Annotated in this window: 25 protein-coding genes and 1 tRNA gene; 5 read left to right on the top strand and 21 right to left on the bottom strand. The window is 67.8% G+C overall.

Annotated features, from left to right (window positions below; translation table 11 throughout):
- Positions 1 to 112: 112 nt before the first annotated feature.
- Positions 113 to 1846 carry a hypothetical protein gene (locus tag OMP43_RS22280; RefSeq protein WP_280281763.1) on the top strand — a complete coding sequence of 578 codons (1734 nt, stop codon included), beginning with the start codon at positions 113 to 115 and terminating at the stop codon, positions 1844 to 1846.
- A 2-nt stretch (positions 1847 to 1848) separates the two neighbouring features.
- Complete coding sequence (locus OMP43_RS22285; protein WP_280281764.1) at positions 1849 to 3153, top strand: MBL fold metallo-hydrolase; 1305 nt, start codon at positions 1849 to 1851, stop codon at positions 3151 to 3153.
- Positions 3154 to 3204: 51 nt separating this feature from the next.
- Here the strand turns inward: OMP43_RS22285 and OMP43_RS22290 are convergent, their stop codons facing one another.
- From OMP43_RS22290 to metG, 4 genes are read right to left on the bottom strand one after another with little or no spacing between them, the layout of a single operon-like run.
- Entirely contained in the window at positions 3205 to 3375 is a 171-nt protein-coding gene (locus tag OMP43_RS22290) for a hypothetical protein (RefSeq protein ID WP_280281765.1), read from the bottom strand.
- On the bottom strand, positions 3372 to 4139 hold the full coding sequence (locus OMP43_RS22295; protein WP_280281766.1) for an MBL fold metallo-hydrolase: 768 nt from the start codon (positions 4137 to 4139) through the stop codon (positions 3372 to 3374). Before OMP43_RS22295 ends, OMP43_RS22290 begins: the two co-directional genes overlap by 4 nt.
- The gene (locus tag OMP43_RS22300; protein WP_280281767.1) at positions 4136 to 4915 is read right to left on the bottom strand and encodes a TatD family hydrolase; all 780 of its coding nucleotides are present in this window, start codon (positions 4913 to 4915) and stop codon (positions 4136 to 4138) included. The genes OMP43_RS22295 and OMP43_RS22300 overlap by 4 nt, the downstream gene beginning before the upstream one ends.
- Positions 4912 to 6411 carry a methionine--tRNA ligase gene (gene metG / locus OMP43_RS22305; protein WP_280281768.1) on the bottom strand — a complete coding sequence of 500 codons (1500 nt, stop codon included), beginning with the start codon at positions 6409 to 6411 and terminating at the stop codon, positions 4912 to 4914. The genes OMP43_RS22300 and metG overlap by 4 nt, the downstream gene beginning before the upstream one ends.
- A gap of 68 nt (positions 6412 to 6479) precedes the next feature.
- Between metG and OMP43_RS22310 the strand changes: the two genes are divergently transcribed.
- The gene (locus OMP43_RS22310) at positions 6480 to 7088 is read left to right on the top strand and encodes a hypothetical protein (protein ID WP_280281769.1); all 609 of its coding nucleotides are present in this window, start codon (positions 6480 to 6482) and stop codon (positions 7086 to 7088) included.
- 3 nt (positions 7089 to 7091) lie between these two features.
- On the opposite strand, the gene OMP43_RS22315 is transcribed toward OMP43_RS22310, so the two are convergent.
- The 5 genes from OMP43_RS22315 to OMP43_RS22335 all read right to left on the bottom strand — a co-directional run bounded on the left by OMP43_RS22315 (position 7092) and on the right by OMP43_RS22335 (position 11988).
- Complete coding sequence (locus OMP43_RS22315) at positions 7092 to 7412, bottom strand: hypothetical protein (protein ID WP_280281770.1); 321 nt, start codon at positions 7410 to 7412, stop codon at positions 7092 to 7094.
- Positions 7413 to 7466: 54 nt separating this feature from the next.
- Positions 7467 to 8441 carry an AAA family ATPase gene (locus OMP43_RS22320; RefSeq protein WP_280281771.1) on the bottom strand — a complete coding sequence of 325 codons (975 nt, stop codon included), beginning with the start codon at positions 8439 to 8441 and terminating at the stop codon, positions 7467 to 7469.
- Between the two features lie 139 nt (positions 8442 to 8580).
- Complete coding sequence (locus OMP43_RS22325) at positions 8581 to 9747, bottom strand: D-alanyl-D-alanine carboxypeptidase family protein (RefSeq protein ID WP_280281772.1); 1167 nt, start codon at positions 9745 to 9747, stop codon at positions 8581 to 8583.
- A gap of 17 nt (positions 9748 to 9764) precedes the next feature.
- Positions 9765 to 10979 carry an SPOR domain-containing protein gene (locus OMP43_RS22330; RefSeq protein WP_280281773.1) on the bottom strand — a complete coding sequence of 405 codons (1215 nt, stop codon included), beginning with the start codon at positions 10977 to 10979 and terminating at the stop codon, positions 9765 to 9767.
- Positions 10963 to 11988 (bottom strand): lytic murein transglycosylase, encoded by a 1026-nt coding sequence (locus OMP43_RS22335; protein WP_280281774.1) that lies wholly within the window; start codon positions 11986 to 11988, stop codon positions 10963 to 10965. Before OMP43_RS22335 ends, OMP43_RS22330 begins: the two co-directional genes overlap by 17 nt.
- A gap of 128 nt (positions 11989 to 12116) precedes the next feature.
- On the opposite strand from OMP43_RS22335, the gene OMP43_RS22340 reads away from it, so the two are divergent.
- Positions 12117 to 12206, top strand: a tRNA-Ser gene (locus OMP43_RS22340).
- Positions 12207 to 12228: 22 nt separating this feature from the next.
- The gene (locus OMP43_RS22345; protein WP_280281775.1) at positions 12229 to 12960 is read left to right on the top strand and encodes a hypothetical protein; all 732 of its coding nucleotides are present in this window, start codon (positions 12229 to 12231) and stop codon (positions 12958 to 12960) included.
- Positions 12961 to 12998: 38 nt separating this feature from the next.
- Here the strand turns inward: OMP43_RS22345 and OMP43_RS22350 are convergent, their stop codons facing one another.
- From OMP43_RS22350 to pyrH, 12 genes are all read right to left on the bottom strand, one after another.
- Positions 12999 to 13520, bottom strand: a complete 522-nt coding sequence (locus OMP43_RS22350) for a hypothetical protein (RefSeq protein WP_280281776.1) — start codon at positions 13518 to 13520, stop codon at positions 12999 to 13001.
- A gap of 110 nt (positions 13521 to 13630) precedes the next feature.
- Complete coding sequence (locus tag OMP43_RS22355; RefSeq protein WP_280281777.1) at positions 13631 to 13963, bottom strand: PilZ domain-containing protein; 333 nt, start codon at positions 13961 to 13963, stop codon at positions 13631 to 13633.
- Between the two features lie 67 nt (positions 13964 to 14030).
- Positions 14031 to 14261, bottom strand: a complete 231-nt coding sequence (rpmE, locus tag OMP43_RS22360) for a 50S ribosomal protein L31 (protein WP_086130097.1) — start codon at positions 14259 to 14261, stop codon at positions 14031 to 14033.
- A gap of 133 nt (positions 14262 to 14394) precedes the next feature.
- A complete protein-coding gene (gene fabZ / locus OMP43_RS22365; RefSeq protein WP_280281778.1) occupies positions 14395 to 14889 on the bottom strand; it encodes a 3-hydroxyacyl-ACP dehydratase FabZ in 495 nt (164 codons plus the stop codon).
- A complete protein-coding gene (locus OMP43_RS22370) occupies positions 14886 to 15641 on the bottom strand; it encodes an OmpH family outer membrane protein (protein WP_280281779.1) in 756 nt (251 codons plus the stop codon). The genes fabZ and OMP43_RS22370 overlap by 4 nt, the downstream gene beginning before the upstream one ends.
- Entirely contained in the window at positions 15641 to 18409 is a 2769-nt protein-coding gene (gene bamA / locus OMP43_RS22375) for an outer membrane protein assembly factor BamA (protein ID WP_280281780.1), read from the bottom strand. The genes OMP43_RS22370 and bamA overlap by 1 nt, the downstream gene beginning before the upstream one ends.
- Before the next feature lie 69 nt (positions 18410 to 18478).
- Complete coding sequence (locus OMP43_RS22380; protein ID WP_280281781.1) at positions 18479 to 19612, bottom strand: M50 family metallopeptidase; 1134 nt, start codon at positions 19610 to 19612, stop codon at positions 18479 to 18481.
- Positions 19609 to 20769, bottom strand: coding sequence for a 1-deoxy-D-xylulose-5-phosphate reductoisomerase (gene dxr, locus OMP43_RS22385; RefSeq protein ID WP_280281782.1), 1161 nt, complete (start codon positions 20767 to 20769; stop codon positions 19609 to 19611). Before dxr ends, OMP43_RS22380 begins: the two co-directional genes overlap by 4 nt.
- Complete coding sequence (locus OMP43_RS22390; protein ID WP_280281783.1) at positions 20766 to 21542, bottom strand: phosphatidate cytidylyltransferase; 777 nt, start codon at positions 21540 to 21542, stop codon at positions 20766 to 20768. Before OMP43_RS22390 ends, dxr begins: the two co-directional genes overlap by 4 nt.
- Positions 21539 to 22270 carry an isoprenyl transferase gene (locus OMP43_RS22395; protein ID WP_280281784.1) on the bottom strand — a complete coding sequence of 244 codons (732 nt, stop codon included), beginning with the start codon at positions 22268 to 22270 and terminating at the stop codon, positions 21539 to 21541. Before OMP43_RS22395 ends, OMP43_RS22390 begins: the two co-directional genes overlap by 4 nt.
- Before the next feature lie 157 nt (positions 22271 to 22427).
- Positions 22428 to 22985 carry a ribosome recycling factor gene (gene frr / locus OMP43_RS22400; RefSeq protein WP_280281785.1) on the bottom strand — a complete coding sequence of 186 codons (558 nt, stop codon included), beginning with the start codon at positions 22983 to 22985 and terminating at the stop codon, positions 22428 to 22430.
- 14 nt (positions 22986 to 22999) lie between these two features.
- Entirely contained in the window at positions 23000 to 23731 is a 732-nt protein-coding gene (pyrH, locus tag OMP43_RS22405; RefSeq protein WP_280281786.1) for a UMP kinase, read from the bottom strand.
- Positions 23732 to 23930 lie beyond the last annotated feature (199 nt).

Consider the following 23930-nt stretch of genomic DNA (forward strand, 5'->3'; position numbering starts at 1 on the left):
CCGATACGGATGTTTTCCAGATACAGGCAATTGTATCGCTTCGCTGCCTCGCTTGGCTTTCGCCGTCGAAACGATTACCTTGCGGCATCGGGATGTCGAGGGGGAGAATCGCGTGTCCGAGCCGCCGCCAACACGCAAGCTTACCATCATCGCCAAGGATCCCGGGCTGCGCCTGGGGCCCGACGGGCCGATGGCCTTCGTGGAAGTCAGCGTCCCGGCGGAGATCCTCGCCAAGGGGCCGACCGGCTACCGGATCAAGGTCGTCGACTATAACGCGACCGAGCGCCGCACCTATCTGGACGAGCAGGAATATCAGACGCGCGACGGCACGCTGGTCGACCCGTTCGCGCCGCTCCCCGGCGAGACGCGCGAGGATCCGGCCTATCAGCGCCGCCTGCTGGCCGATCCGAATTTCCATGCGCAGAACGCCTATGCGATCGCGATGCGCACGCTGGGCGCCTTCGAGCGCGCTCTGGGGCGCCGGGTGAGCTGGAGCTCCGGCGGCCACCAGCTCCACATCGCGCCGCACGCCTTCGCCCAGGCCAATGCCTTCTATTCCGAGCCCGATCGCGCGCTGATGTTCGGCTATTTCTTCCGCCGCGACGGACAGCCGGTCTTCACCTGCCTCAGCCACGACATCGTTGCGCACGAGACCGCGCATGCCCTGCTCGACGGGCTGCGCTCGCGCTTCACCGAGCCTTCCGGCCCGGACCAGGCGGCCTTCCACGAGGGTTTCGCCGATATCGTCGCCCTGCTCTCGATCTTCTCGCTCAAGCCCGTCGTCGCCGCGGCGATCGGAGAGGACGGGCGCTTCGCCGACACCGATCGCACCATCCGGCTGGTTTCGGTCAGCAAGCTGACCGCCGAGGCGATCCGCGAATCGATCCTGCTCGGCGTGGCCCGCGAAGTTGGCGAGGCGCTCGAGACCGGCCAGCGCGGCGCGCTTCGCCGCTCGGTCGGGCTCACGCCCGAGGCTGTCCATCTGCTTCAGGGCGAAGTGGAGGAGCATGCGCGCGGCGAGATCCTCGTCGCGGCGATGATAAACGCCTTTGTCGCCTTGTGGAGCGATCGGATCGCCCAGCTCGGGCGCTTCGCGGGCGACAGCTACAATCTGGATGCGGTCGTCGAGGAGGGCGCGAAGCTGGCGGGGCACCTGCTCAACATGGCGATCCGCGCCCTTGATTACTGCCCGCCGACCGATCTCGATTTCGGCCAGTATCTCAGCGCGTTGCTCACCGCAGACCGCGAGCTCGTCCCCGAGGACGAATGGGGATATCGCGCGGCGATCCGCACCATGTTCGAGCGCTACGGCATCCACCCGCAAGGCGCCGCCTGCGATGCGGAAGGGTGCTGGCAGCGCTATCCCGCCGACGGCGCGCTGACCTATGCCCGTTCGAACTACCAGGCGATGACGCGAAGCCGCGACGAGCTGTTCCGCTTCCTGTGGGAGAATCGCGAGACGCTGGACCTGAGCGCCCGCGCCTATTCCGAAGTGATCTCGATCGACCCGGCAAGCCGGATCGGCCCCGACGGCATCGCCCTGCACGAGACGGTCTGCCAATATGTGCAGCGCGCCGACCTGTTCGGCGCCGAGTTCAAGGCCGTGCTCGGCGCCGAGCGCCCGGAGGGGATGCGGAGCAGCGATCGCTACACCGCCTATGGCGGCGGCGTGCTGATCCTCGATCAATATGGCCGGGTGAAATATCACATCGCCAACCGGCTGGAGGATGCGGAGCGCCAGCTGAGCCGCGCGCAATATATGGTCGATGCCGGGCAGATCGGCGCGCCGGCGGCGCCCGACCGGCTCCGCTTCGCGGTCCTTCACCAGCAGCGCATGGGAGCCTGAACATGTCCGCAGCTCCGGAAACCGCGACGATCTATGCCTATCAGGTCGGCTTTGGCGACTGTATCCTGGTGCGCTTCACCTATCCCGGCGGCAGCCTCCGCCACATGTTGATCGACTTCGGCACGACCGGCCTGCCCGAGCATGCCGAGAAGACGCAGATGCTCGAGATCGCCCGGGACATCGAGGCGAAGGTCCGCGAAGGCGACTCCGGCCGGCGCCTCGACGTGCTGGTCGCCACGCATCGCCATGCCGACCATATCAGCGGCTTCGCGACCAATAATGGCGCGGGATCGGGCGACGTGATCCGCGCGCTCGATCCGCGCTTCATCGTCCAGCCCTGGACCGAGGCGCCCGAAGCGCCCATCGATTGGGAGGGCCCCGAAGCCGACGTCACCGGGCAGGCATTGCGGCAGCGCCGCGCGTCGCTCCAGGCCATGGAGGATGCGGCCGGCGCGCTGGTCGCCTTTGCCGACGCCCAGGCGGGTCAGCTTCCCAAGGCACTGGCGGAGCAGCTCCGCTTCATCGGGCAGGACAATCTCTCGAACCGATCGGCGATCGACAATCTGCAGGCGATGCCCGGCGAGAAACGCTATGCCTATCATGGCTGCGACCTGGGGCTCGCCTCGGTACTGCCGGGGCTGGACGTGCACGTCCTGGGCCCGCCCACGCTGCGGCAGACGGACACGATCCGGAAGCAGCGCTCGAGCGATCCCGACGAGTTCTGGCAGCTCGCGCCGAAGCGCCTGGGCGACGCGCTGGCCCTTGGCGGCGAGGACAGGCTGCTTTTCCCCAACGCCAAGCACCGGCTTCGTTCGAAGCCGCTTCTCGAGCATCGCTGGCTTCAGGAGCGGATCGATACCGCCAATACGGAGATGCTGGTCGGGCTGGTGCGGGCGCTCGACGCGCAGATGAACAACACCAGCGTCATCCTGCTGCTCAAGGCGGGCTCCAAGACCTTGTTGTTCCCCGGCGATGCGCAGATCGAGAACTGGGCCTATGCGCTGCAATCGGACATGGCGTCGCTGCTCGACGACGTCGATCTGTACAAGGTCGGCCACCATGGCAGCCGCAACGCCACCCCGCGCAGCATGTGGCGCCGCTTCGCCAAGAAGTCGGACAGGCGCGGCCCGGGCCGGCTGACTTCAGTGCTGTCGACCAAGCACGGCAAGCATGGCAGCGAGGATCGCAAGACCGAAGTGCCGCGCCGCACCTTGGTCACCGAACTCGATTCGCAGTCGAATCTCTATTCGACCGAGGCGCTCGCGCCGGAGAAGCTCTATCAACAGGTCGTGCTGGACCTGCGCTAGGATCACGACTCAATCAGCAGAGCCCGTCATCCCGCGCCGGCGGGGCGGCTCCTAGCGCTGATACATCAGGATCGCGACCACGATCGCCACGCCGATGATCGCCCAGAGCGCCAGCGCCTGCAGGATGCCGCGCAGGTCGATGCGCTGGGCCGACAATGCCCTGAAGGCGAGGATCAGCGCCCCGAGCAACAGCAGCAGCTGGAGGATGCGCCCGTCGCTCATATCGCGATCTCCATGCCGTCGAAACCCGGCTCGACTCCGGCGGGAAGTGTCGCGACGAGCGTCGCATAGTCCATCGAATTGTCCATATGGGCTAGCAAGGTGCGCCGCGGCGCCAGCTCCTGTACCCAGCCCAGCACGGCATCGAGATGCGCATGCGTGGGATGCGGCGACCGGTGGAGGCAATCGGCCACCCAAAGGTCCAGATCCTGATACAGAAAACGCATATCCTGCGTCATCTCATTGAAATCTATGGCATATGCCATGGATTTTCCATTGCTGTCGAAGCGCAGCCCCGCGGAGCTTATCCCGCCATGCGGCTGGTCCACGACCCGGATATGGATATCGCCGATCCGGATCGCGTCGGGCAGCGGCTCCATCGCCACGGTCGGCCGGTAGAGGCTGCTGCCCCGGAAGGCATAGGAGAAGCGCTTCTCGAGCTGCGCCAGGGTGAAGGGCCGGGCCAGGCCGCGCACCGGCTCGCCCCGCCGCGCGTGCATGATCTGGCGCAGGTCGTCGATGCCATGGCAATGATCGGCATGATCGTGCGTCCAGATCACGGCGTCGAGATCGCTGAGGCCGGCCGCCAGCGCCTGCTCACGAAAATCCGGGCTGGTGTCGATCAATATCCGGGTCGTCCCGGTCCACACCAGCGCCGAGGCGCGGGTGCGCCGGTTGCGGGGCTCGGCCGGATCGCAGCTGCCCCAGTCGTTCCCGATCCGCGGCACGCCGGACGAGGTGCCGGAGCCGAGGATGCGCAGCTTCATGCCAGCGTCTTGGCGAACAGCTTGTGGAAGTTCGCGCGGGTAGCCTCGGCCAGCGCCGCGGCATCCTCGCCGCGCAGGCCGGCGAGGAAGCGGCAGGTGTCGGCGACAAAGGCCGGCTCCCCCGTCTTCCCCCGGTGCGGCACCGGGGCCAGGAACGGCGCGTCGGTCTCGATCAGCAGGCGATCCAGGGGCAGCCGCGCCGCGGTCGCCTGCAGGTCATGCGCGTTCTTGAAGGTCACGATGCCCGAGATCGAGATGTAGAAGCCCAGCTCGAGCGCGATATCGGCGAATTCCCGGCTCGCGGTGAAGCAGTGGATCACGCCGGGGAACGCTCCCTTCGCCATCTCGTCGCGCAGGATCTCGGCGGTATCCGCCTCGGCATCGCGGGTATGGACGATCAGCGGCAGCTGGGTCTCGCGGCAGGCGGCAATGTGCGCGCGGAAGCTCGCGCGCTGGCGATCGCGGTCGCTATGGTCGTAATAATAATCGAGCCCGGTCTCGCCGATGCCGACAACGCGCGGGTGGCGCGCCTTCTCGACCAGTTTCGACGCGTCGATCTCGGGATGCGCGTCCGCCTCGTGCGGATGGATGCCGACCGAGGCCCAGACGTCAGGCTCGCGCTCGGCGACGCCGATCACTTCATCCCATTCGCGCTCGCGGGTCGAGATGTTGAGCATCGCGACCACGCCGGCCGCGCGGGCGCGCGCCAGCACCTCGGGCTGCTGCTCGCCCAGGCCCTTGTAGATCAGGTGGCAATGGCTGTCGGCAAGGTTCACGCGTCTTCCTTCAGCTCCAGGCGCGGGAAGATGGGCGTCGGCGCGGCGATGCGGAAGTCCGGATCGCCCTCCGGCCCCAGCTGCGCGAGCAGCTTCGCCGCCGAACCCGGCACCACCGGCGCGATCGTGACGGCAAGACGCCGGATCGCGCGCAGCAGCGTGCCGAGCACGGCGTGCATCCGCTCCGGATCGGTCTTGCGCAGCCCCCAGGGCGCCTGGGCGTCGATATACTGGTTGCAGGCGAACACGCCGGTCATCCACAGTTCGACGCCCTGGCTGAGCGCCAGATCCTCGAAGGCGCGGGTGAAGCCGGCACAGGCGGTGTCGACCTCGGCGAGCAGCACCGCATCCGCTTCCTCGGCCCGCCCGGCCTCGACCTGCCCTTCGCAATTCTTGGCGATGAAGGCGAGCGTGCGCTGGGCCAGGTTGCCGAAGCTGTTCGACAGATCGGCATTGGCGCGCGTGACGATCGCTTCGTCGCTGAACGTGCCGTCATTGCCGAAGCTCACGTCGCGCAGCAGGAAATAGCGCAGCGCGTCGACGCCATAATATTCGGCCAGCGCCATCGGATCGACGACATTGCCGACCGACTTGGACATCTTCTCCCCGCGATTGAGCAGGAAGCCGTGCCCGAACACCTGCTTCGGGAGCGCGATCTTCGCCGACATCAGGAAGGCGGGCCAATAGACGGTGTGGAAGCGGACAATGTCCTTGCCGATCAGATGGATATCTGCCGGCCAGTAGCGCGCCAGCCGCGTGTCGTCGTCGGGATAGCCCGCGCCGGTCAGGTAATTGGTCAGCGCATCGACCCAGACGTACATGACGTGCCCGGGCGAGCCCGGCACCGGCACGCCCCAGTCGAAGCTGGTCCGCGAGACCGACAGGTCTGCCAGCCCGCCCTCGACGAAGCGGAGGATCTCGTTGCGGCGCGATTCCGGGCGGATGAAGTCGGGGTTGGCGGCATAGAGGTCGAGCAGCGGCTGCTGGTATTTGGACAGGCGGAAGAACCAGGTCTCCTCCGCGGTCCACTCCACCGGCGTGCCCTGGGGCGAGAGCTTCACGCCCCCTTCCCTCGCGACCAGCTCCTTCTCCTCGTAGAACGCCTCGTCGCGCACCGAGTACCAGCCTTCGTAGCGATCGAGATACAGGTCGCCAGCATCGGCCATCGCCTGCCAGATCGCCTGGCTCGCCTTGTAGTGATCGGCCTCGGCGGTGCGGATGAAGCGATCGCACGAGATATCAAGCTTCTCGGCCATCTCGCTGAAATATCCGGACATCTCGTCCGCCAGCTCGCGCGCGGTCATGTCGCGCTCGCGCGCCGTCTTGACCATCTTGAGGCCATGCTCGTCGGTGCCGGTCTGGAAAAAGACGTCGCGGCCCTGCTGGCGCTGGAAACGGGCGATCGCGTCGGCCGCGATCATCTCATAGGCATGCCCGATATGCGGGCGGCCATTGGGATAGTGGATCGCGGTGGTGATGTAGAAGGGCTCGGCCATCCGGCGCATCTAGAGGCTGGGCGCCGCACATGCTAGTCTCGGGTTGCACCATGCGGCGGAGGAACCCCATGCGGATCGCGGCGCTCGCGGCACTATGGATCGCCATGCCGGCCATGGCCCAGCAGGTCTCGCCGGAGATCAAGGCCCAGCTCGCACGGGGCGAGGAAGTCGAAAGCGTCACCGAGGGCGACCTGAACGGCGACGGCCGGCCCGACACCGTGCTGATCGGCCGCGGCGAGGAGACGCGGACGGCAAAGGCGATGCTGCGCGCCGGCGGCAGGCTGGTAACGGTCGGAACGCTAAAGCTAGACACCGATCCGCTCGGCGGGGCCGAAGTGAGCATTGCCAGGGGCGTGCTCAAGATCACTGACCTGGTCGGCGGCACGACCGCGGTGAACATCATCTATCGCTATCGGCTGGAGCCCGGCCCCAGCCCCCGCATGCGGCTGATCGGCCTGGACGCCACGCTCTACAGCCGCACCTATGCGCATGACGGCCATGCGATCAGCTGGAACCTGCTCACCGGCGACTATCTCACCCGCGACATGAAGCTCAGCAGGAAGGGCGGCGATGCCGCCTATGACCCGATCCTCGAGAAGAAGAGCAAAAGGCCCAGCAAGCCGCTCTACATGGAGGACACGCCCGATCCCAACGAGCTGCTGGGCTGGGGCGGCTAGGACTCAGCCCAACAGCTTCTCGGTCGACACCGGCGCATCGCCGATCGCCACGCCGGTCCGGCGTTCGTGCACCTTGCGCACCGCCGCGGCGATCTCCTTGTCGATCGCTTCCTTTTCCCTGGGCGGCAGCTTCTTGTAATCTTCCTCGGAGAGATCGTGCTTCTTGAGCACAGCGTCGCGGGCGCGCTGCTCGGGCGTCTCGCTCGCAGCCTTCTTGAAGGCCTCCAATATCGCATCGAAGCTGGTGCCGCCCGACCCGTTGGTAGCGGCCGGCTGCGCGGTCGCATTGCCGCCGATGCCCGAAATGCCCGTGATCGCGCTCATCGATATCCCCCTCTCGCTCAGGGGCGGAAATAGGGCGATCTGCCTAAGACGGCGTTAAGTGCGCCCGAGCCGCGCAAGGATGCCGCCCATCTCGAACACCGTGGCCGAGGCATCGAGCGACAACCCGGTCGCCGCGCCTCCCAGCTCGCGCGCGGCGGCATAGGCATCGAGCGCCGTGCGCAGCGCATCTCCGGAAAGGGCCTTTGCCCGCTCGGCGATGAAGCTCGGCGCACGTTCGAGAAACGCCTCGTAGCGCGGTTGCGCGGCCTTTGCGCCGAGCTGCTTGGCGAGGCGCGCGCGGATCAGGTTGGAGGGATCCCCGGTATCCGCCAGCGCCGCCATCTCGGTCTCGATCGATGCGATGTCGAGCCCCGCAAAGCCGAGCGCCCGGCCCGGCGAGCCTTCGCCCGCCCTGACCAGCGCGGCGATCTCGCCCGCGGTGGCATCGGGCAGCTGCGCGCGCAGGATCTCCGCCACGTCCCCGTCGCCCAGCGCCTCGAAGCGCAGCAGCCGGCAGCGCGAGCGAATCGTCGGCAGCAACCGGCCGGGCGCATGGCTGACCAGCAGGAAGATCGTCCCCGCCGGCGGCTCCTCCAGATTCTTGAGCAGCGCGTTAGCGCCGCCACGCTCGAGATCGTCGATCGCGTCGATCACGATGACGCGGCGGGAGGAGAAGCTCGGCTTGGTCGCGAACAGCGCCTGGAGCGAGCGGACCTGCGCGATCGTGATCGAGCGGGCCAGCGCTTCGTCGGGCTTGTCCGGATCCTTGGGCAGGCGGACGAGCTCGCGATAGTCCGGATGCGCGCCCGCCTCGATCAGATGGGCGGTCTGGCTCTCGGGCGGCACGGCCCAGCCGGGCGCGAGCGAGTCGCGCGCCGCTGCCTCCGCGAGCATGCGCAGCGCCGCCGCCCTGGCGAACATGCCCTTCCCCACCCCCTCCGGCCCGGCGATCAGCCAGGCATGATGAAGGTTGCCGTTCCGCATCGCGGCGGCCAGCGCCTCGCGGGCGGGTTCGTTGCCGATCAGCATAAGTCCCGCTCCCTTTGGGAGAGGGAGGGAGGCGCGCAGCGCCGGAAGGGTGAGGGCGGCCGGATGAAATTCACCCGCGCCCTTCCCGCTCGGCTGCGCCGGGCGGGCCCCTTCCCTCTCCCAAGGGGAGAGGGAGCGATCACATCCCGAACAGCGACCAGAAGCCGCGCCAGGCACGGCCGAAGAACCCCGCCTCGCTCACATCCTTCTCCGCCACCAGCGGCACGGTCTGCGACGGCAGGCCGGGCGAATCGACCACCAGGTCGGCGATATGGTCGCCCGCCTTGAAGCCGGCCTGGACCGGGCCGTTATAGACGATGCGCGCCTGCATCTCGGGCGCGGTGCCGGCGGGGACCGTGGCGGTCAGGTCGCGCGGGGCGACCACGCCGACGCTGCCCGACGTGCCGCCCTGCACCTGCACCTCGCCCACCTTGCGGCCCTTCTTGACCAGCGGGCGGGCCTGCCAGGCGCGGAAGCCCCAGTTCATGAACTTCACCGATTCATCGGCGCGGCCGTTATAGGTGGTGAGCCCGGCCACCACCATCACCAGGCGGCGGCCATTCTGCTCGGCCGAGCCGGTGAAGCCATAGCCGGCCTCGTCGGTATGGCCGGTCTTGAGGCCATCGGCGCCCTGCACCCGGCCGAGCAGCGGGTCGCGGTTCGCCTGGGTGATGTCGGCGCCGGCGCCCAGCGTCTTGCCCCAGGTGAAGCTCGTGAGCGAATAGAATTGCTTGTAGAGGTCCGGATGATCCTGGATCGTCGCCTTGGCGAGATGCGCCAGGTCGCGCGCGGTGACATAGGTCACGCCATTGTCGGGCCAGCCGTTCGAAGTGCCGAAATGGCTGTTGGTCAGGCCCAGGCGCTTGCCCGCCTCGTTCATGCGCTGGACAAAGGCTTCCTCGGTGCCGGAAATGCCTTCGGCGAGCACGACGCAGGCATCATTGCCCGACAGGGTGACGATGCCCTTGAGCAGATCGGAGACGGTCGGCTTCTGGCCGACGCTGAGGAACATGGTCGAGCCCTGGCTGTGCCATTTCTTCCAGGTCTCGGGCGTCACCTCGATCTGCTTGTCGAGCTTCAGCTCGCCCTTCTTGATCAGGTCGAAGGCGACATAGACCGTCATCATCTTCGCCATCGAGGCCGGCGGCATCCGCCGGTCGGCATCCTTGGCGTAGAGTACCGCGCCGGAGGACATGTCCTCCATATAGGCGATCGGCGCCGGCGTCTCGAACGGCGGCGGGCCTGCGGCATTCGTGGACTGGGCGGCGGCAAGCGCCAGGAACGATGCGGCAAGCAACTTCTTCATGTGATTCGTCCGGCCTTTCAGTTGGCTTGGACGCGCGCATCTCCATAGCCCGCGCCCGCGGCGCGCCGCCGTGCCGCTTCGGCCTCACTCGCCGTGGCGAAGGGACCGAGCTGGACGCGATGGAGCCCGCCACCCGGCTTTACGAAGCCTCCTAGGCTTTGGGCAAGCGCCTGTGCACGGCTGGCGTTAGAAAGTGCGGCGACCTGCACGATATATCTGCCGCCGGCGGCCGGGCGCGCGGGCGCCGGTGCCGGGCGCACGGGCACCGGGCGCGGCGCTGCGGTGGGTCGCGGCGGGCTATAGGCCGGCGCGGCGACGCTCGGCGCGCGCGGAACGGCGCCGGCATGGCCGGGGGCGCCGGGAAGCCGCTTGCGCAGCGCGGTGAGCAGCACCTGGGGCGCGTCGGCCCGATCGCCGGCCGGCCGGCCGGCCTGGAGCGCGGCCTTGTCCATCGCCGGCGGGTTCACCGTGCGGATTCGCACGCCGATCGAGTCGCCGCTCGCGCCGAGCAGCCGCGCCGCGCCCGCCGACAGGTCGATGGGATGATCGGCGCCGGGATCGGTGCCGGTGACCAGCACCAGGATCGTCCTGCCGGTGTCGAGCGATGTAACCTCGACATAGCTATTGGCCGGCAGCGAGCGATGCACCGCCACCACCGACTGGTCCATCGCGCCGCCGCCGCTCACCGGGCGGACGCCGGCATAGCCGATCTCGTCATAGCGCGGCGTCTCGCCCGGCGCGGGCTGGGACGAGCCGCTGGGACCCGTCACGCCGGCTGCGGGGTCGGTAAAGCCGTCGGGCATCACCGTCGCGACCTGCGGCGGGGGCGCCTGGCGCGGCCGGGGCTGCTCCTGCCGCGGCATGGGCGCGGCCTGGGTCTTGCGGACGGGCGCGCTGCCCGGAACGGCATAGGATGCGCCCGGGGTGCCCGATTGCGGCGCGGCGGGCGCGGGATCGGCCCATTGCGGCTGCGGCTCGGGCTGGGGATCGGGTTGCGCTGCCACCGGCTCGGAAGCCGGCTGCGGTTGCGGCTGCACGCGCGCGGGCCGCGTCCGAATCGTGCCGTCGGCGGCGCGCCAGGTCTCGGCGGACAGGTCGTCCGGCTGGGACTGCGGCCCGCCATAGGCCTGCGCGCCGACGGAGCCCTGCCGCTGCACGGGTTGGGCATGGCTCGGAGCTCCCCCGCCAAGGGCCAGGAGCGAGAGCGCGAAAATGCTAGCGTTCGACCTCATCGGCGAGCAGGCCTACCGACAAAGCGTAAAAATTCGAGCAATTATAGTCGAGGATCACGCGATAATTGCCGGTGAGCAGATAGCCGGTCTTGCCGGGCCCGTCGGGCTCGAGCAGCGTCGCCTGGATATTGTCGCCCGGCCAGGCGCGGGTCTGCGGCACCAGGCCGAGCGCCCGCCACTCCGCCATCGTCTTCCAGCGGCTATGCCGCTCGAACACGCGCGGGCAGCGCGGGGACCTGGTCTTGTTGACCAGCGCGGCGCGGTTCAGATTGGCCGGCACGCTCACCGCGAAGCCCCAGGGCTGGCCCTTGCGCCAGCCGGCGTTGACGAAATAATTGGCGATCGAGGCCAGCGTATCGGGCTCGCTCGTCCAGATATCGGCCATGCCGTCGCCATCGCCGTCGCGGGCGAGGCGGAGATAGACCGAGGGCAGGAATTGCGGCCCGCCGAACGCTCCTGCCCAGCTGCCGACCAGCTTCTCGCGCGGCACGCCGCGATCGATCATCTTGAGCGTGGCGATGAACTCGCCGGCGAACAGCTCGCGGCGGCGTCCCTCATAGGCCAGGCTGGCGAGCGCGCGGGGCAGGTCGAAATTGCCCATCACCCGGCCGTAATTGGTCTCATGCCCCCAGATCGCGACCATGATCGATTCGGGCACGCCGGTCTCGGCCTCGATCCGGCGCAGGCGGGGCCGCTGGCGTTGATAGGCGGCGCGACCCTGGCTGATCCGCGCCGCATCGACATGCGCGCGGCGATAGGGCTCGAAATTGGAGATGGGCGCGTTGGGCGCGGTCTCGGGCTGCTGCCGGTCCAGCTGCACCACGCGCGCATTGTAGGTGAGCGTCGGGATCACCGAATCGATCGTCCGCCGGCTCACGCCCTCGGCCGCGGCCTGGCGCGAAAGCTCGCCCAGATAGGCCTGGAACCCGCTCTCATCCTGCGCGATCGCGGGTGCGCCCACCGGCGCCGCCGCGATCACGGCCACGCCAAGCGCCAACAGGCTACGCATTACGCCACTCGATCCCCGCATGCGCTTTTTGTGCCACAGGGCAGCCGGATGCAGAACCCCCCGCCATCCGCTTTCGTCAACAAATTGTAGCGGATCGTCGCGGATCGCATTAGCGCAGGCGGCGACGCGGAGAGGTGGCCGAGTGGTTTAAGGCAGCGGTCTTGAAAACCGCCGTGCGCGCAAGCGTACCGTGGGTTCGAATCCCACCCTCTCCGCCAAGCAACCCAGGGGGACATGGGCATGCACGGAAACTGGCTCGCAACCATCGCCGCCCTCGCGCTGCTCGTGCCGGGCACCGCCCTTGCCGGCCCGTGCGAGGACAAGGCCGCCTGGGCCGCCGCCGCCCAGCCCGAGATCGAACAGGCCTTTGCGCTGATAAAGGCCCAGGACAAGCCCGGCTTCGCCGCGCTGCTCCCGGTTCTTCAGAAGCGCTACGCGTCCCTCCCCGCCGCCATGCCCGCGCCCGAGCGCTGCGGCGGCGAGGTGCGCGTCTATGACGAGCATCAGTATCTGGCCTATGCCGACGCCAGCAAGGCCGGCCGCGCGATCGACGGCTTCCCCGCCGGCGCTAATTTCGTGCTGACCAACCTCCATCATGCCGATCTCGCCTATGCCGTCGGCTGGATCCAGTATGAGATGGAGGACTTCGCGGGCGCCAAGACCAGCTACGCCAAGGGGCTGGCGATCGCGCCGAACCAGCACGACCTGATCAAGGAATATGTCGCGACGCTGCTCAGCCTCTCGGCCTATGGCGAAATACCGCCGTTCATCGACCGGTTCCTGGCCAGCGATCGCGACATGGACGGCCCCGGCCGCGCCAATCTGATCGCGGTGAAGGGCATCGCCTTCATCGCGCTGGGCGACCTGCCCGGCGCCGCCAATGCCGCGAACCAGGCCAAGGCGCTCGATCCGGGCAACGAATATGCCGCCCAGGTGCTCAATCTCGTCGCGCAGAAGCAGAAGGCCAACTGAACGCCCAGCCCCCTCGCCGGGGCGGCGCGCGCCGGGCCTCAGTTCCCCGGCATCACCTGCCACAGCGCGGAGGCGACCCCGCCGCCGCCCACGCTGAGCGGCGCGCTTCCCTCCTCGCCGTCGATGCGCAGCACCAGCATCGTGCTCAGCGCCGAGCGGCGGAAGCGCGGCTTCCGGTGATCGGAAAGTATGTCGTACACGGCCCAGCTGCCGCCCCGCGCGCTGGTCGCGTCGGCGCCGGTATCCAGCGTGGCGAAAGTCCGGAAGGGCCGGGCGCGCAGCTCGGCGATCGAGAAGGTGCTGGTGAGCCGAATCGGCTCCTGCGGCAGCAGGGTCGCGGTCGGGGCACGAATCTCGCCGCGCTCCAGCCCATGATAGGCGATCGGCACATAGGTGGTCGGCCGTGGCCGGGCCAGCCTGCGGCCGGGAGGCGTGCGCGCGGCACCATCAGAGGCGAGCAAGGCCTTGAGATTGGGAACGATCGGCAGGTCCCGATCGCCCGCCATCGCCGTCAGGGGCGCGGCACATGCCGCCGCGCAAAGCAGCAGACCCTTGATCATCACCAGTTTCCCCAGCAGGTGAATTAGGGCAAGAATGTCCTATCTCGCGGGCAAGCGCAATCCGCCCGCGCCGCCTTTCGACGCGCAACGCCATCGCTGCGTCGTGAACGCTATCGCTGCGTCGTAAGTGTCTCGAAGGCTTCGGGAGTCAGCGCGGCCTGAAATTCGAGGCCCGCCTCGAAATCGCTGGACCAGACGACGCGCGCCGCGACATGCCCGATCCCGGGCAGCGCCAGCCAGATCATCGAACCGGCCTTGATCAGCGAATAGGTCTGGATGCGAGCGCCGTGCAGCGACACGTCGACCACCTTGCACAGCGCGCGATCAAGGCCGCCCCGGCCGATCTTCGCGTCGAGCGACACCGGCGCGCGCATCGAACGCCGGCGGCCAAGCTCCTCGGCCGGTTCGAATTCCGCTGCGAATGCTCGTGCTGCGCTTGCCATGACGGGCAAGCTAGCCCCGGCTGGCTAACGGCGCGTTAACGTCGTAACGCGCCGAAAGCCCGGGAAATTACTTCTTGCCGAGGTTGAGGCCGCCGAAGCGCTTGTTGAAGCGCGCGACCTGGCCACCCTGATCGAGCAGGCGCTGCGAGCCACCGGTCCAGGCCGGGTGGGCCAGCGGATCGATGTCGAGGGTCATCGTGTCGCCTTCCTTGCCCCAGGTGGAGCGGGTCTCGTACACGGTGCCGTCGGTCATCTGCACCTTGATCATGTGATAGTCGGGGTGAGTGTCTTTCTTCACGTCGAATTCCTTGGAAAGCCGCCGGTTTCCGACCGGCAGCGGAGGCGCGCGCCTAGCAGAGACGCGAGCGCCGCGCAACCTGGGGCTGCGCGGCGCCGGCAATCGGCTGCGGGGCCCGCCCCGCGGCCATGGATCACGCCGAAGGCGGATCCGCGATCATCGCGGTGAACTCGCACTCGGTGGCGACTTCGCCATCGAGCATCGCGCGACCGGCGAACTTGCAGACGCGCGAGCGCTTCTGGACGAATTCGACCTCGAGGCGAAGCAGGCAGCCGGGTTCGACCGGCTTGCGGAACTTCACGCCGTCGATCGTCATGAAATAGACGAGCTTGCCCGAACCGGCGAGGCCGAGGCTCTCCACCGCCAGCACGCCCGCCGCCTGCGCCAGCGCCTCCACCTGGAGGACGCCGGGCATGATCGGCCTTCCCGGGAAGTGCCCCTGGAAGAACTCCTCGTTCATGCTGACCGCCTTGATCGCGACGATCCGCTGGTCGAGGACCAGTTCCTCGACGCGATCGACGAGCAGCATCGGGTAGCGATGCGGCAGCGCCGCCATCACCCGCTGAATGTTCAGCGGGCCCCCGGACTTCTCCGGAGCGGCGGCGGCTGCCGAAACGTCCTCGCTCACCGCGGCTCGGCGGGCTTGTTGCCGGCCGGCTTGGCACCCGCGGGCGCCGCCGGCGCCGGAGCGGCACCCGCCGCGCGCTGCTGCTGCGCAGCCGCCTGATAGGCGCGGATCTGCTCGATCTGGGCCAGCTGCTGCTGCATCGCCAGCGTCTCGCGCGCCGGCTGCCAATCGGCCGGCGGCTGGATGCTCACGGTCGGCACCGACTTGTCGAGCTCGGCGGTGATCGCGTCGCTGATGTCGGCCGAATCGGGCGCGTACATGAAGACTTCCGGCGAAAGCACGACGCTGATCTTGCGCGCGGTGACGACGCGCAGCTGCGCCGGCTCATACTGGCGCAGGATCGATTCGATCGCGAACAGCTCGGCGCGGGCGGCCGGGTTGCTCAGCTTCTGGACGTCGGTGTTCGCCGCATTCTGGATCGCGGCGATCTTGTCGAGCACCGGGTTCTTGGCGGCCTGGGCCGCCTTGAGCTCGGCGTCGTCGACCTTCTTGTCCTTGTTGGTGTCGAGCTGCGCGAGGAGCGGCTCGGCTTCCTTCTGCGCGGCCTGGCGGCGGGCGTTGATCTGGTCGAACGCCGCCTTGTAGGTGGTCTGGATCTGCTGCTGGGCAGCCGTGAACGCCTTGCTCGAGTCGATCACGCGGACCGGGCTGGCGGTGGCGATGCCGTTGACCTGTGCGTGCGCGGGAGCCGCGACGACAAGCGCGGCGGGCGCCGCGAGCAGCGCGGCGAGAATGCGCTTCTTGGTAATCATCAGAATTGAGTCCCCACATTGAAGGTTACAAGCTTGGTGTCGTCGCCCTTTGCATGGAGCAACGTCTTGGCCACATCGATACGCAGCGGGCCGAAGGGCGAATTCCAGTTCACGCCGAAGCCGATCGACAGACGCGGCGAAGCGGTGTCGCCGACATAGCGCTCGAAGAAGGGCGCGATCGGCTGATTGGCGATGGCATTGATCGAGGTACCGACGCACGGCGCGGTCGCGCTCGCCGCGTAACCGACCTTGCAGGTCGTGTAATAGCCCGAATAGGTCGGGTCGGACCCGCTCACGATGTAGAGCTGATTGCCCGCCGAATCCTTGATGAAGTTGTCCTTGGGCAGCAGCGTCGGCGAACCGTCCTTGTTGTACAGCAGGTTGCCGTTGGTATCCGTCGCCTGAGCGAACTCGATCGTCTTGCCCGGGCGAGTGATGTTGAACAGGCTGCCCGCCATGATGAAGATCGACGGGCGCAGGCCCATCTCGGCGGCGCCGGCGCCCAGCGGAATCTCCAGCTCGGCCTTGGTGAGGTAATAGGCCTTGCCGCCGATCGCGTCGTCGACGATCTGGTCGCGATCGGTGACCAGCAGCTGCGTGCCCGTGGTCGGATCGCCGGTATAGTTGATGCGCTGGACGCGCGGGCCGACGCCGCGGATGTCGAAGCCGCGGAACTGCGGCTCGCCCAGATAGAAGCGATCGGTGATGCGCACCGGATCGATGCCCGGGCCGCTCGCCTTCTCCAGGCTGTGGATGAGGCCGCCCTCGGCCGAAACCGATGCGATGAAGCCGCCGCCGACGTTCCAATATTTGTCGGCATTGGCGCGCGCGCGCAGATAGCGCACGTCGCCGGCCAGGCCGGCAAAGTCGCCGCTCACCGACAGGCGCTGGCCGCGGGTCGGGCGGATGCGGCTGTTCAGGCTGTCATAGGTCAGCGTCAGGCCGACCAGCGACGTGATGCGATTGCCCACCGCCTCGCAATAATAGCGGCCGGCCTTGAGCGGATCGCAGACGCCGTTCGTGTAGAAGCTCGCCTTGTCGAGCGTCACATTGTCCTGGGCGAGATAATAGCGGCCCGACAGCGTCCAATATTCGGTCAGCGGCACGCCGGCGACGATCTGGAAGCCGGTCGAGACCTGGCTGTAGGTCGTCGAGCGGTCCGAGCCGATATAGTTGAACGCGTTATAGTCGCGACGGAAGATCGTGCCGCCCAGCGCGATGTTCTTGTCGAACAGATAGGGCTCGGTGAAGCCCAGCTCGACCGACTTGGAATAGGTCGAATAGTCGACCGAGGCCGACACGGTCTGGCCCATGCCGCGGAAGTTGCGCTGGCGGATCGAGGCCTGGAGGATGAACTGCTCGAGGCTCGAGAAGCCGGCCGACAGCGTCAGCTCGCCATTGGCGCGCTCTTCCACATTGGCCTTGAGCACGATGCGGTCCGGCGCCGAGCCCTCGACGCGCTCGATCTCGAACTTGTCCTGGAAATAGCCGAGCGAGTTGATGCGGTCCTGCGAACGCTTGACCAGGAAGGTGTTGAAGGCGTCGCCCTCGGCCACGCGGAACTCGCGGCGGATCACCTTGTCCTGGGTCTGGCGGTTGCCGGTGATCTCGATGCGCTCGATATAGGTGCGATTGGCTTCCGCGATGTGGAAGTTCATCGCCATGGTCAGCGTGTCCTTGTCACGCTGGAACTCGGGGCGCACATCGGCAAAGGCATAGCCCGCGATGCCGGCGGTCTCGCTCAGCTGCTCGACCGTGTCTTCGACGGCCTTGGCGTTATACCATTGGCCTTCCTTGATGCTGAGCGCCGCGGCGAGCCGCTTGTCGTCAAAGTCGCGGATCGCGCTGTCGACGCTCACCGGGCCGAATTTGTAGCGCGGGCCTTCCTCCACCACATAGGTGATGATGAAGTCCTTCTTGTCCGGCGTCAGCTCGGCCACGGCCGAGATCACGCGGAAATCGGCATAGCCGTTGGTCAGGTAGAACTGGCGCAGCTTCTGCTGGTCATAGGCCAGGCGATCCTGGTCGTAGCTCGTGTTCGAGCTCATCAGGTGCGTGAGGCTCGCCACCTTGGTGGCCATCTCGCCGCGCAGCTTGCTGTCGGAGAACACGGTGTTGCCGATGATGTTGATCTGGCGGACCTTGGACTTGGGGCCCTCGTGCACCTCGAAGATCACGTCGACGCGGTTCTGGTCGAGGCTGACCATCTTCGGCTCGACCACGGCGGCGAAGCGGCCCTGGCGGCGATAGAGCTCGACGATGCGCGCCACGTCGGCGCGGACCGCGGTACGCGTGAAGATCTGGCGCGGGGCCAGCTTCACTTCCTTCTTGATCTTGTCTTCCTTGAGCCGCTTGTTGCCCTCGTAGATCACGCGGTTGATCACCGGGTTCTCGCGGATGCGGATCACCAGGTCGCCGGTCTCGACGCCTTCGATCGTCACGTCGGCGAGCAGTTCCGAGGCGAGCAGGTCCTTGATCGCCTGGTCGATCGTCTCGTTGGTATAGGCGTCGCCCACGCGCAGGCGCGTGTAGCTCATCACCGTCTCGGGCTCGATGCGCTGCGAGCCCTGGACGCGGATCGACTTGATCGTGCGCGTCACCGGAGCGGGAACGGCGGGAGCAGGAGCGGCCTGCGCTGCCGGGGGCGTGCCGGCCGGAGCCGTCTGGGGCGCAGTCTGTGCGGCCGCCATGCCCGAGAGCATGGTGCCCGCGAGGAGGGTCGCCGTGGCGCGCGCGCCGATTTTCGTTGCCTTGATCGCAGTCACCATCCCACCCCAGTCGGAATCAAAATACCCGGCCGTCAGCCACGCGGCTTGCACCGCCCTGCACGAACCACATCAGCCGATCAACCCGGCCAGACTTCTCCACACGCCGAACGCGCCGAGATCGTTGAACGTAACGAACAGCATGAGCGCGAGAATTGCGACCAAACCGCCACGATACGCCCATTCCATCACCCGCGGCTCCACCGGGCGGCGGCGAACGGCTTCCACTGCGTAGAACAGAAGATGGCCGCCATCCAGCACCGGGACTGGCAACAGGTTGATGAATCCCAGATTAATCGAAATCAGCGCGATCAGATACACGAACTCGACCGGTCCCATCGCGAGAAACTCGCCGGAGATTTTCGCGATCTTGATGGGGCCGCCCAGCTCCGTCACCGGGATTCGTCCCAGGATGATGCGCTGCAGGCCCTCGATCATGTTCCGCATGGTCCGCACGGTCTCGGACAGGCCGACGCCTGGCGCTTCCCAGAGCGCCACCGGCTTCAGTACGGTATCGCTCCGCCCGATTCCCAGCACGCCGCGGTGCGTGAGGTTGCCGAAGCGATCCTTCAGGGTCTGCGATCCGATCGTGGCGCTGATGCGCCGGGTCTGCCCGCCGCGCTGATATTCGATGCTCACCGTCTCGCCCGCGCGGATCATGGTGAACTCGGCGATGTCGAAGAAATCGCTGATCCGGCGCCCGTCTATCGCGGTTATCCGGTCGCCCACCTGGAGCCCGGCCTTCGCCGCGACGCCATCCTCCAGGACGCTGCCGATCACCGGCGGGGTCACGGGCCGGCCGTTGACATAGGCAAAGCCGCCCAGGATCGCGATCGCGATGAGGAAGTTCATGATCGGCCCCGCGGCGACGATGATCGCGCGCTGCCATAGCGGCTTGGCCTGGAAGGTCCGCGCCCGCTCCTGCGCCGGCAGCGAGAGCCATTCGGGCGAAGGCTGGCTGGCCGGGTTCATGTCGCCGGCGAAGCGGACATAGCCGCCCAGCGGCAGCCAGCCGAATTTCCAGCGCGTCCCGCGCCGGTCGGTGAAGCCCGCCACCTCGCGACCGAAGCCGATCGAGAACTCCTCGGCCTTCACGCCGAACCAGCGGCCCGCGAGATAATGGCCCAGCTCGTGCAGGAACACGAGCGGCCCCAGCACCAGCATGAATGCGAATATGGTGACCAGGATGCCGGGATTTTGAATCAAGCGACGCCGTCCTTCACACGCTCGCCCGCGATCCGCCTAGCCTCGGCGTCGATTGCCCAAACGGCTTCGAGGCTTTCCGGAGCGACCGGGTCATAGCGCTCAAGCGTATCGGCAGAGATTGCGGCAATTTCAAGAAAGTTGAGACAGCCCGCAAGGAAGGCCGCCACCGCCACTTCATTGGCCGCGTTCAGGATCGCCGGGCGGGCTCCCCCCGCCTCCAGCGCGGCGCGCGCCAGCCGCAATGCCGGGAAGCGCACCGGATCGGGCGCCGCGAAGTCCAGCCTTGCCATTGCCACAAAGTCGAGCGGCGGCATCGGCGTTGCCATCCGGTCGGGCCAGGCCAGCGTGTGCGCGATCGGCACGCGCATGTCCGACGGGCCCATCTGGGCGAGCACCGAACCGTCGACATATTCCACCATCGAGTGGATAACCGACTGGCGATGCACGAGAATCTCCAGCGCTTCGTTCGCCACGGGAAAGAGCCGCGCAGCCTCGATCAGCTCGAGCCCCTTGTTCATCATCGTCGCCGAATCGACCGAGATCTTCGCGCCCATCGACCAGTTGGGATGGGCGCAGGCCTGGGCCGGAGAGACGCCGCGCATCGCTTCCAGGTCCCAATCGCGGAACGGGCCGCCGCTTGCGGTCAGGATGATCCGCCGTACCCGCTCGGGCCGGGCGAAATCGAAGCATTGGTAGATCGCATTATGCTCCGAATCGGCGGGCAGGATCGTGGCGCCGTGGCGTCGTGCCGCCGCGGTCACCAGGTCGCCGGCCGAGACCAGAGGCTCCTTGTTGGCGAGCACCACCGTGCCGCCGCCCTCGATCGCCGCCATCGCGGAGCCCAGGCCGGCGAGCCCGACGATCGCCGCCATCGTCCAGTCGGCGCCCATCCGGGCAGCCTCGCAGACCGCCTGCGCGCCTCCCGCGGCGGCGATCCCCGTCCCCGCCAGCCGCTCCCGAAGCGCCGGCAGGCAGCTTTCATCGGCGACCACGGCGTGGCGCGCGCCGGTGCGAATCGCGGCGGCGGCCAGCTTCTCGACGTCACAATTGGCGGTGAGCGCGATCACTTCGAATCGCTCGGGCGCGCGCTCGATCAGGTCGAGCGTCGAGCTGCCCACCGATCCGGTGGCGCCCAGGATCGTGACGCTGCGCCTCATCGGACCAGCCAGAGCACCAGCAGCGCCGCCACCGGAGCCGCCGCGACCAGCCCGTCCAGCCGATCGAGCACGCCGCCATGGCCGGGCAGCAGGTTGCCCGAATCCTTCACCCCCGCCACGCGCTTCAAATGGCTCTCGAACAGGTCGCCGATCTGGGCGAGTACCGCGAGCACCGGCGTCGCCCAGGCGAGCGCGGCCGGCAGCGCGCACAGCCAGACCAGCGCGAAGGCGAACAGAGTCGCGCCCGCCATCCCGCCCAGGAACCCGGCCCAGGTCTTGTTCGGGCTGATCGCCGGGGCGAGCCTGGGCCCGCCGATCGCGCGGCCGGCGAAATAGGCGGCGCTGTCGCACGCCCAGACCAGCGCCATCGCCCAGAAGGTGAGCAACAGGCCATGCTCCGGCTGTTCGCGCAGCAGCACCAGCGCCAGGATCGGCAGGCCGACATAAAAGGCCCCGAATGCCAGCTGCGCGCGCCTGGTGACGATCATGAGGAAGAAGAAGGCGCCGATGATCAGGCCCAGCGCGAGGAATCCCGGGCCCGCCGCCAGGTCCGGCGCCATCGCGGCGAGCGGCACCGAGACCGCATATTGGGCGAGCCGCTTGCCCCGGAAATTCGCGCCCGCGAGCAGCGCCCACTCGCCCATCATCAGCACGCCGGCGACGCTGACGACCAGCCAGAAGCCGAGCCCCCCCGCATAAAGCGCGGCGAAGGCCAGGCCGATCAGCACGAAGGCGACCACCAGCCGCTTCGGAAGGTCCGCGTTCTTGCTCACAGGCCCCCGAAGCGCCGCTGGCGCCGGCCATATTCGCCCAGCGCGTCCGCCAGCGCCTTCTCGTCGAAATCCGGCCACAGCGTATCGACGAACAGGAACTCGGCATAGGCCGCCTGCCAGAGCAGGAAGTTCGACAGGCGCTGCTCGCCGGAGGTGCGGATCAGCAGGTCGAGCGGCGGCAGGTCGCCGGTGTCGAGCGCCGCCTCGAACGCCCTCTCGTCGATCGCCGCCGGATCGATCTCGCCCGACTTCGCCTTATCGGCGAGCAGCCGCGCCGCCTCGGCCAGCTCGGCCTGGGCGCCATAGTTGAGCGCGATCACCAGCGTCGGCCCCGGATTGCCCGCGGTCCGGGCGATCGCCCCGTCGATCATCGCGACCAGATCGGGCGACAGCTTGCGCCACGCGCCGATGACGCGGAGCTTCACGCCCTCGGAGACCAGCTCGTCCAGCTCGCTCGCCAGGAAATGGCGGAGCAGGCCCATCAGGTCGCGAACCTCTTCCTCCGGCCGCCGCCAATTCTCCGAGGAGAAGGCATAGAGCGTCAGCACCTCGATGCCGAGCTTGCGCGCGGCACGGCTGATCCGCCGCACGGCCTCGACGCCCTGCTTGTGCCCGGCGATGCGCGGCAGCAGGCGCTTCTTCGCCCAGCGCCCGTTGCCGTCCATGATGATGGCGACATGGCGCGGCGGCGCGGCGCCTTCCGACGCGGGAGCAGGCTTGGCAGCCATGATGCGAACCACCCCCGTCACCCTCGCGAAAGCGGCGCCCCATCTCCTGCCGGTGCCGCGCCGCACAACCGCCGTTGTGTGACAGGCCCGCCGGAGAGATGGCGCCCCGCTTTCGCGGAGGTGACGGGAAAATACGAGGAAAAGGCGGAATCCAGGCTCACTTGCCGAGGATTTCCTTTTCCTTGGCGCTCGCCGCCGCGTCGATGTCGGCGATGGTGCTGTCGGTCAGCTTCTGCACCTCGGTCTCGTGGCGCTTGCGGTCGTCCTCGCCGAACAGCCCCTTCTTCTCGTCGGCCTTCAGGCTGTCATTGCCGTCGCGGCGCACGTTGCGCACCGCGATCCGGGCCTTTTCGGCATATTGGCTGGCGAGCTTGGCGAGCTCCTTGCGGCGCTCCTCGGTCAGATCGGGGATCGGCAGGCGCAGCGTCTGGCCGTCGACGATCGGGTTGAGCCCGAGGCCCGCCGAGCGGATCGCCTTGTCCACCGGGCCGACATTGGTCTTGTCCCATACCTGCACCGAGAGCAGGCGCGGCTCGGGGGCCGAGACGGTCGCCACCTGGGTGATCGGCATGTGCGCGCCATATACCTCGACCGTCACCGGATCGAGCAGCGTCGCGCTCGCGCGGCCGGTGCGCAGGCCCGCCAGGTCATGCTTCAGCGACTCCACCGCGCCGTGCATGCGGCGCTCGAGGTCGGCCTTGTCGTATGCGGCCATTATCGGCTCCTTTATTATGCGTATTGGGGTTCGTTCTGAACGATGGTCGAAGTGCCTTCGCCGCGCAGCACGCGGGTGAGGTTGCCGGCATCGCGGATGTTGAACACCACGATCGGAATGTCGTTGTCGCGGCACAGGGCGACCGCGGAGGCGTCCATCACCTTCAGATTGTCCGCGAGGACACGGTCGTAACTCAGCGTATCGTAACGCTTTGCGGTCTTCACCTTCTTGGGATCGGCATCATAGACGCCATCCACCGAAGTGCCCTTGAACAGCGCGTCGCACTGCATCTCGGCCGCGCGCAGCGCCGCGGTGGTGTCGGTAGTGAAGAAGGGCAGCCCGGTGCCCGCGGCGAACAGGACCACGCGCCCCTTTTCCATGTGCCGCTCGGCGCGGCGGCGGATATAGGGCTCGCAGACCGAGGCCATCGGGATCGCCGACTGGACGCGCGTGTCCACGCCGATCTTCTCGAGCGCGTTCTGCATCGCCAGCGCGTTCATCACCGTGGCGAGCATGCCCATGTAATCGGCGGAAGCGCGGTCGAAGCCCTGGGCCGCGCCGGCGAGCCCGCGAAAGATGTTGCCGCCGCCGACGACCATGCAGATCTCGAGGCCGCTCTCCTTGGCGTCCTTCACTTCGAGCGCCACGCGCTCGCAGGTGTCCGGATCGATGCCGAACTGTCCCTGCCCCATCAGGACCTCGCCCGAGAGTTTGAGGAGGATGCGTTTGAATCGGGGAGCGGTCATCGGAGCCTTTGGTTACGACGGATACTGGGAGCGGCGCGGACCCTAGAGGAGCGACCCCTATATGCCAAGCCGGAGTTGCGTGGATTTACCGTGCAAAACCGGGCCGGGCGGCGCACCCGGCCCGCGCCTCCCCGGCCTGCCCCTTGCGGGAGGAGAGCGAAAATGCAGCGCCCGCCCCACCGTCGACACGGCCCCGAGG

Source organism: Sphingomonas sp. CBMAI 2297, from assembly GCF_029870595.1.
Lineage (GTDB): Bacteria > Pseudomonadota > Alphaproteobacteria > Sphingomonadales > Sphingomonadaceae > Sphingomonas.

Excerpts from the sequence above, each read along its gene's own strand:
- OMP43_RS22285 (WP_280281764.1), top strand. The coding sequence starts at position 1,849 with ATGTCCGCAGCTCCGGAAACCGCGACGATCTATGCCTATCAGGTCGGC.
- OMP43_RS22290 (WP_280281765.1), bottom strand. The coding sequence starts at position 3,375 with ATGAGCGACGGGCGCATCCTCCAGCTGCTGCTGTTGCTCGGGGCGCTG.
- OMP43_RS22295 (WP_280281766.1), bottom strand. The coding sequence starts at position 4,139 with ATGAAGCTGCGCATCCTCGGCTCCGGCACCTCGTCCGGCGTGCCGCGG.
- metG (WP_280281768.1), bottom strand. The coding sequence starts at position 6,411 with ATGGCCGAGCCCTTCTACATCACCACCGCGATCCACTATCCCAATGGC.
- OMP43_RS22310 (WP_280281769.1), top strand. The coding sequence starts at position 6,480 with ATGCGGATCGCGGCGCTCGCGGCACTATGGATCGCCATGCCGGCCATG.
- OMP43_RS22315 (WP_280281770.1), bottom strand. The coding sequence starts at position 7,412 with ATGAGCGCGATCACGGGCATTTCGGGCATCGGCGGCAATGCGACCGCG.
- OMP43_RS22320 (WP_280281771.1), bottom strand. The coding sequence starts at position 8,441 with ATGCTGATCGGCAACGAACCCGCCCGCGAGGCGCTGGCCGCCGCGATG.
- OMP43_RS22325 (WP_280281772.1), bottom strand. The coding sequence starts at position 9,747 with ATGAAGAAGTTGCTTGCCGCATCGTTCCTGGCGCTTGCCGCCGCCCAG.
- OMP43_RS22330 (WP_280281773.1), bottom strand. The coding sequence starts at position 10,979 with ATGAGGTCGAACGCTAGCATTTTCGCGCTCTCGCTCCTGGCCCTTGGC.
- OMP43_RS22335 (WP_280281774.1), bottom strand. The coding sequence starts at position 11,988 with ATGCGTAGCCTGTTGGCGCTTGGCGTGGCCGTGATCGCGGCGGCGCCG.
- OMP43_RS22345 (WP_280281775.1), top strand. The coding sequence starts at position 12,229 with ATGCACGGAAACTGGCTCGCAACCATCGCCGCCCTCGCGCTGCTCGTG.
- OMP43_RS22350 (WP_280281776.1), bottom strand. The coding sequence starts at position 13,520 with ATGATCAAGGGTCTGCTGCTTTGCGCGGCGGCATGTGCCGCGCCCCTG.
- OMP43_RS22355 (WP_280281777.1), bottom strand. The coding sequence starts at position 13,963 with ATGGCAAGCGCAGCACGAGCATTCGCAGCGGAATTCGAACCGGCCGAG.
- OMP43_RS22370 (WP_280281779.1), bottom strand. The coding sequence starts at position 15,641 with ATGATTACCAAGAAGCGCATTCTCGCCGCGCTGCTCGCGGCGCCCGCC.
- bamA (WP_280281780.1), bottom strand. The coding sequence starts at position 18,409 with ATGGTGACTGCGATCAAGGCAACGAAAATCGGCGCGCGCGCCACGGCG.
- dxr (WP_280281782.1), bottom strand. The coding sequence starts at position 20,769 with ATGAGGCGCAGCGTCACGATCCTGGGCGCCACCGGATCGGTGGGCAGC.
- OMP43_RS22395 (WP_280281784.1), bottom strand. The coding sequence starts at position 22,270 with ATGGCTGCCAAGCCTGCTCCCGCGTCGGAAGGCGCCGCGCCGCCGCGC.
- frr (WP_280281785.1), bottom strand. The coding sequence starts at position 22,985 with ATGGCCGCATACGACAAGGCCGACCTCGAGCGCCGCATGCACGGCGCG.
- pyrH (WP_280281786.1), bottom strand. The coding sequence starts at position 23,731 with ATGACCGCTCCCCGATTCAAACGCATCCTCCTCAAACTCTCGGGCGAG.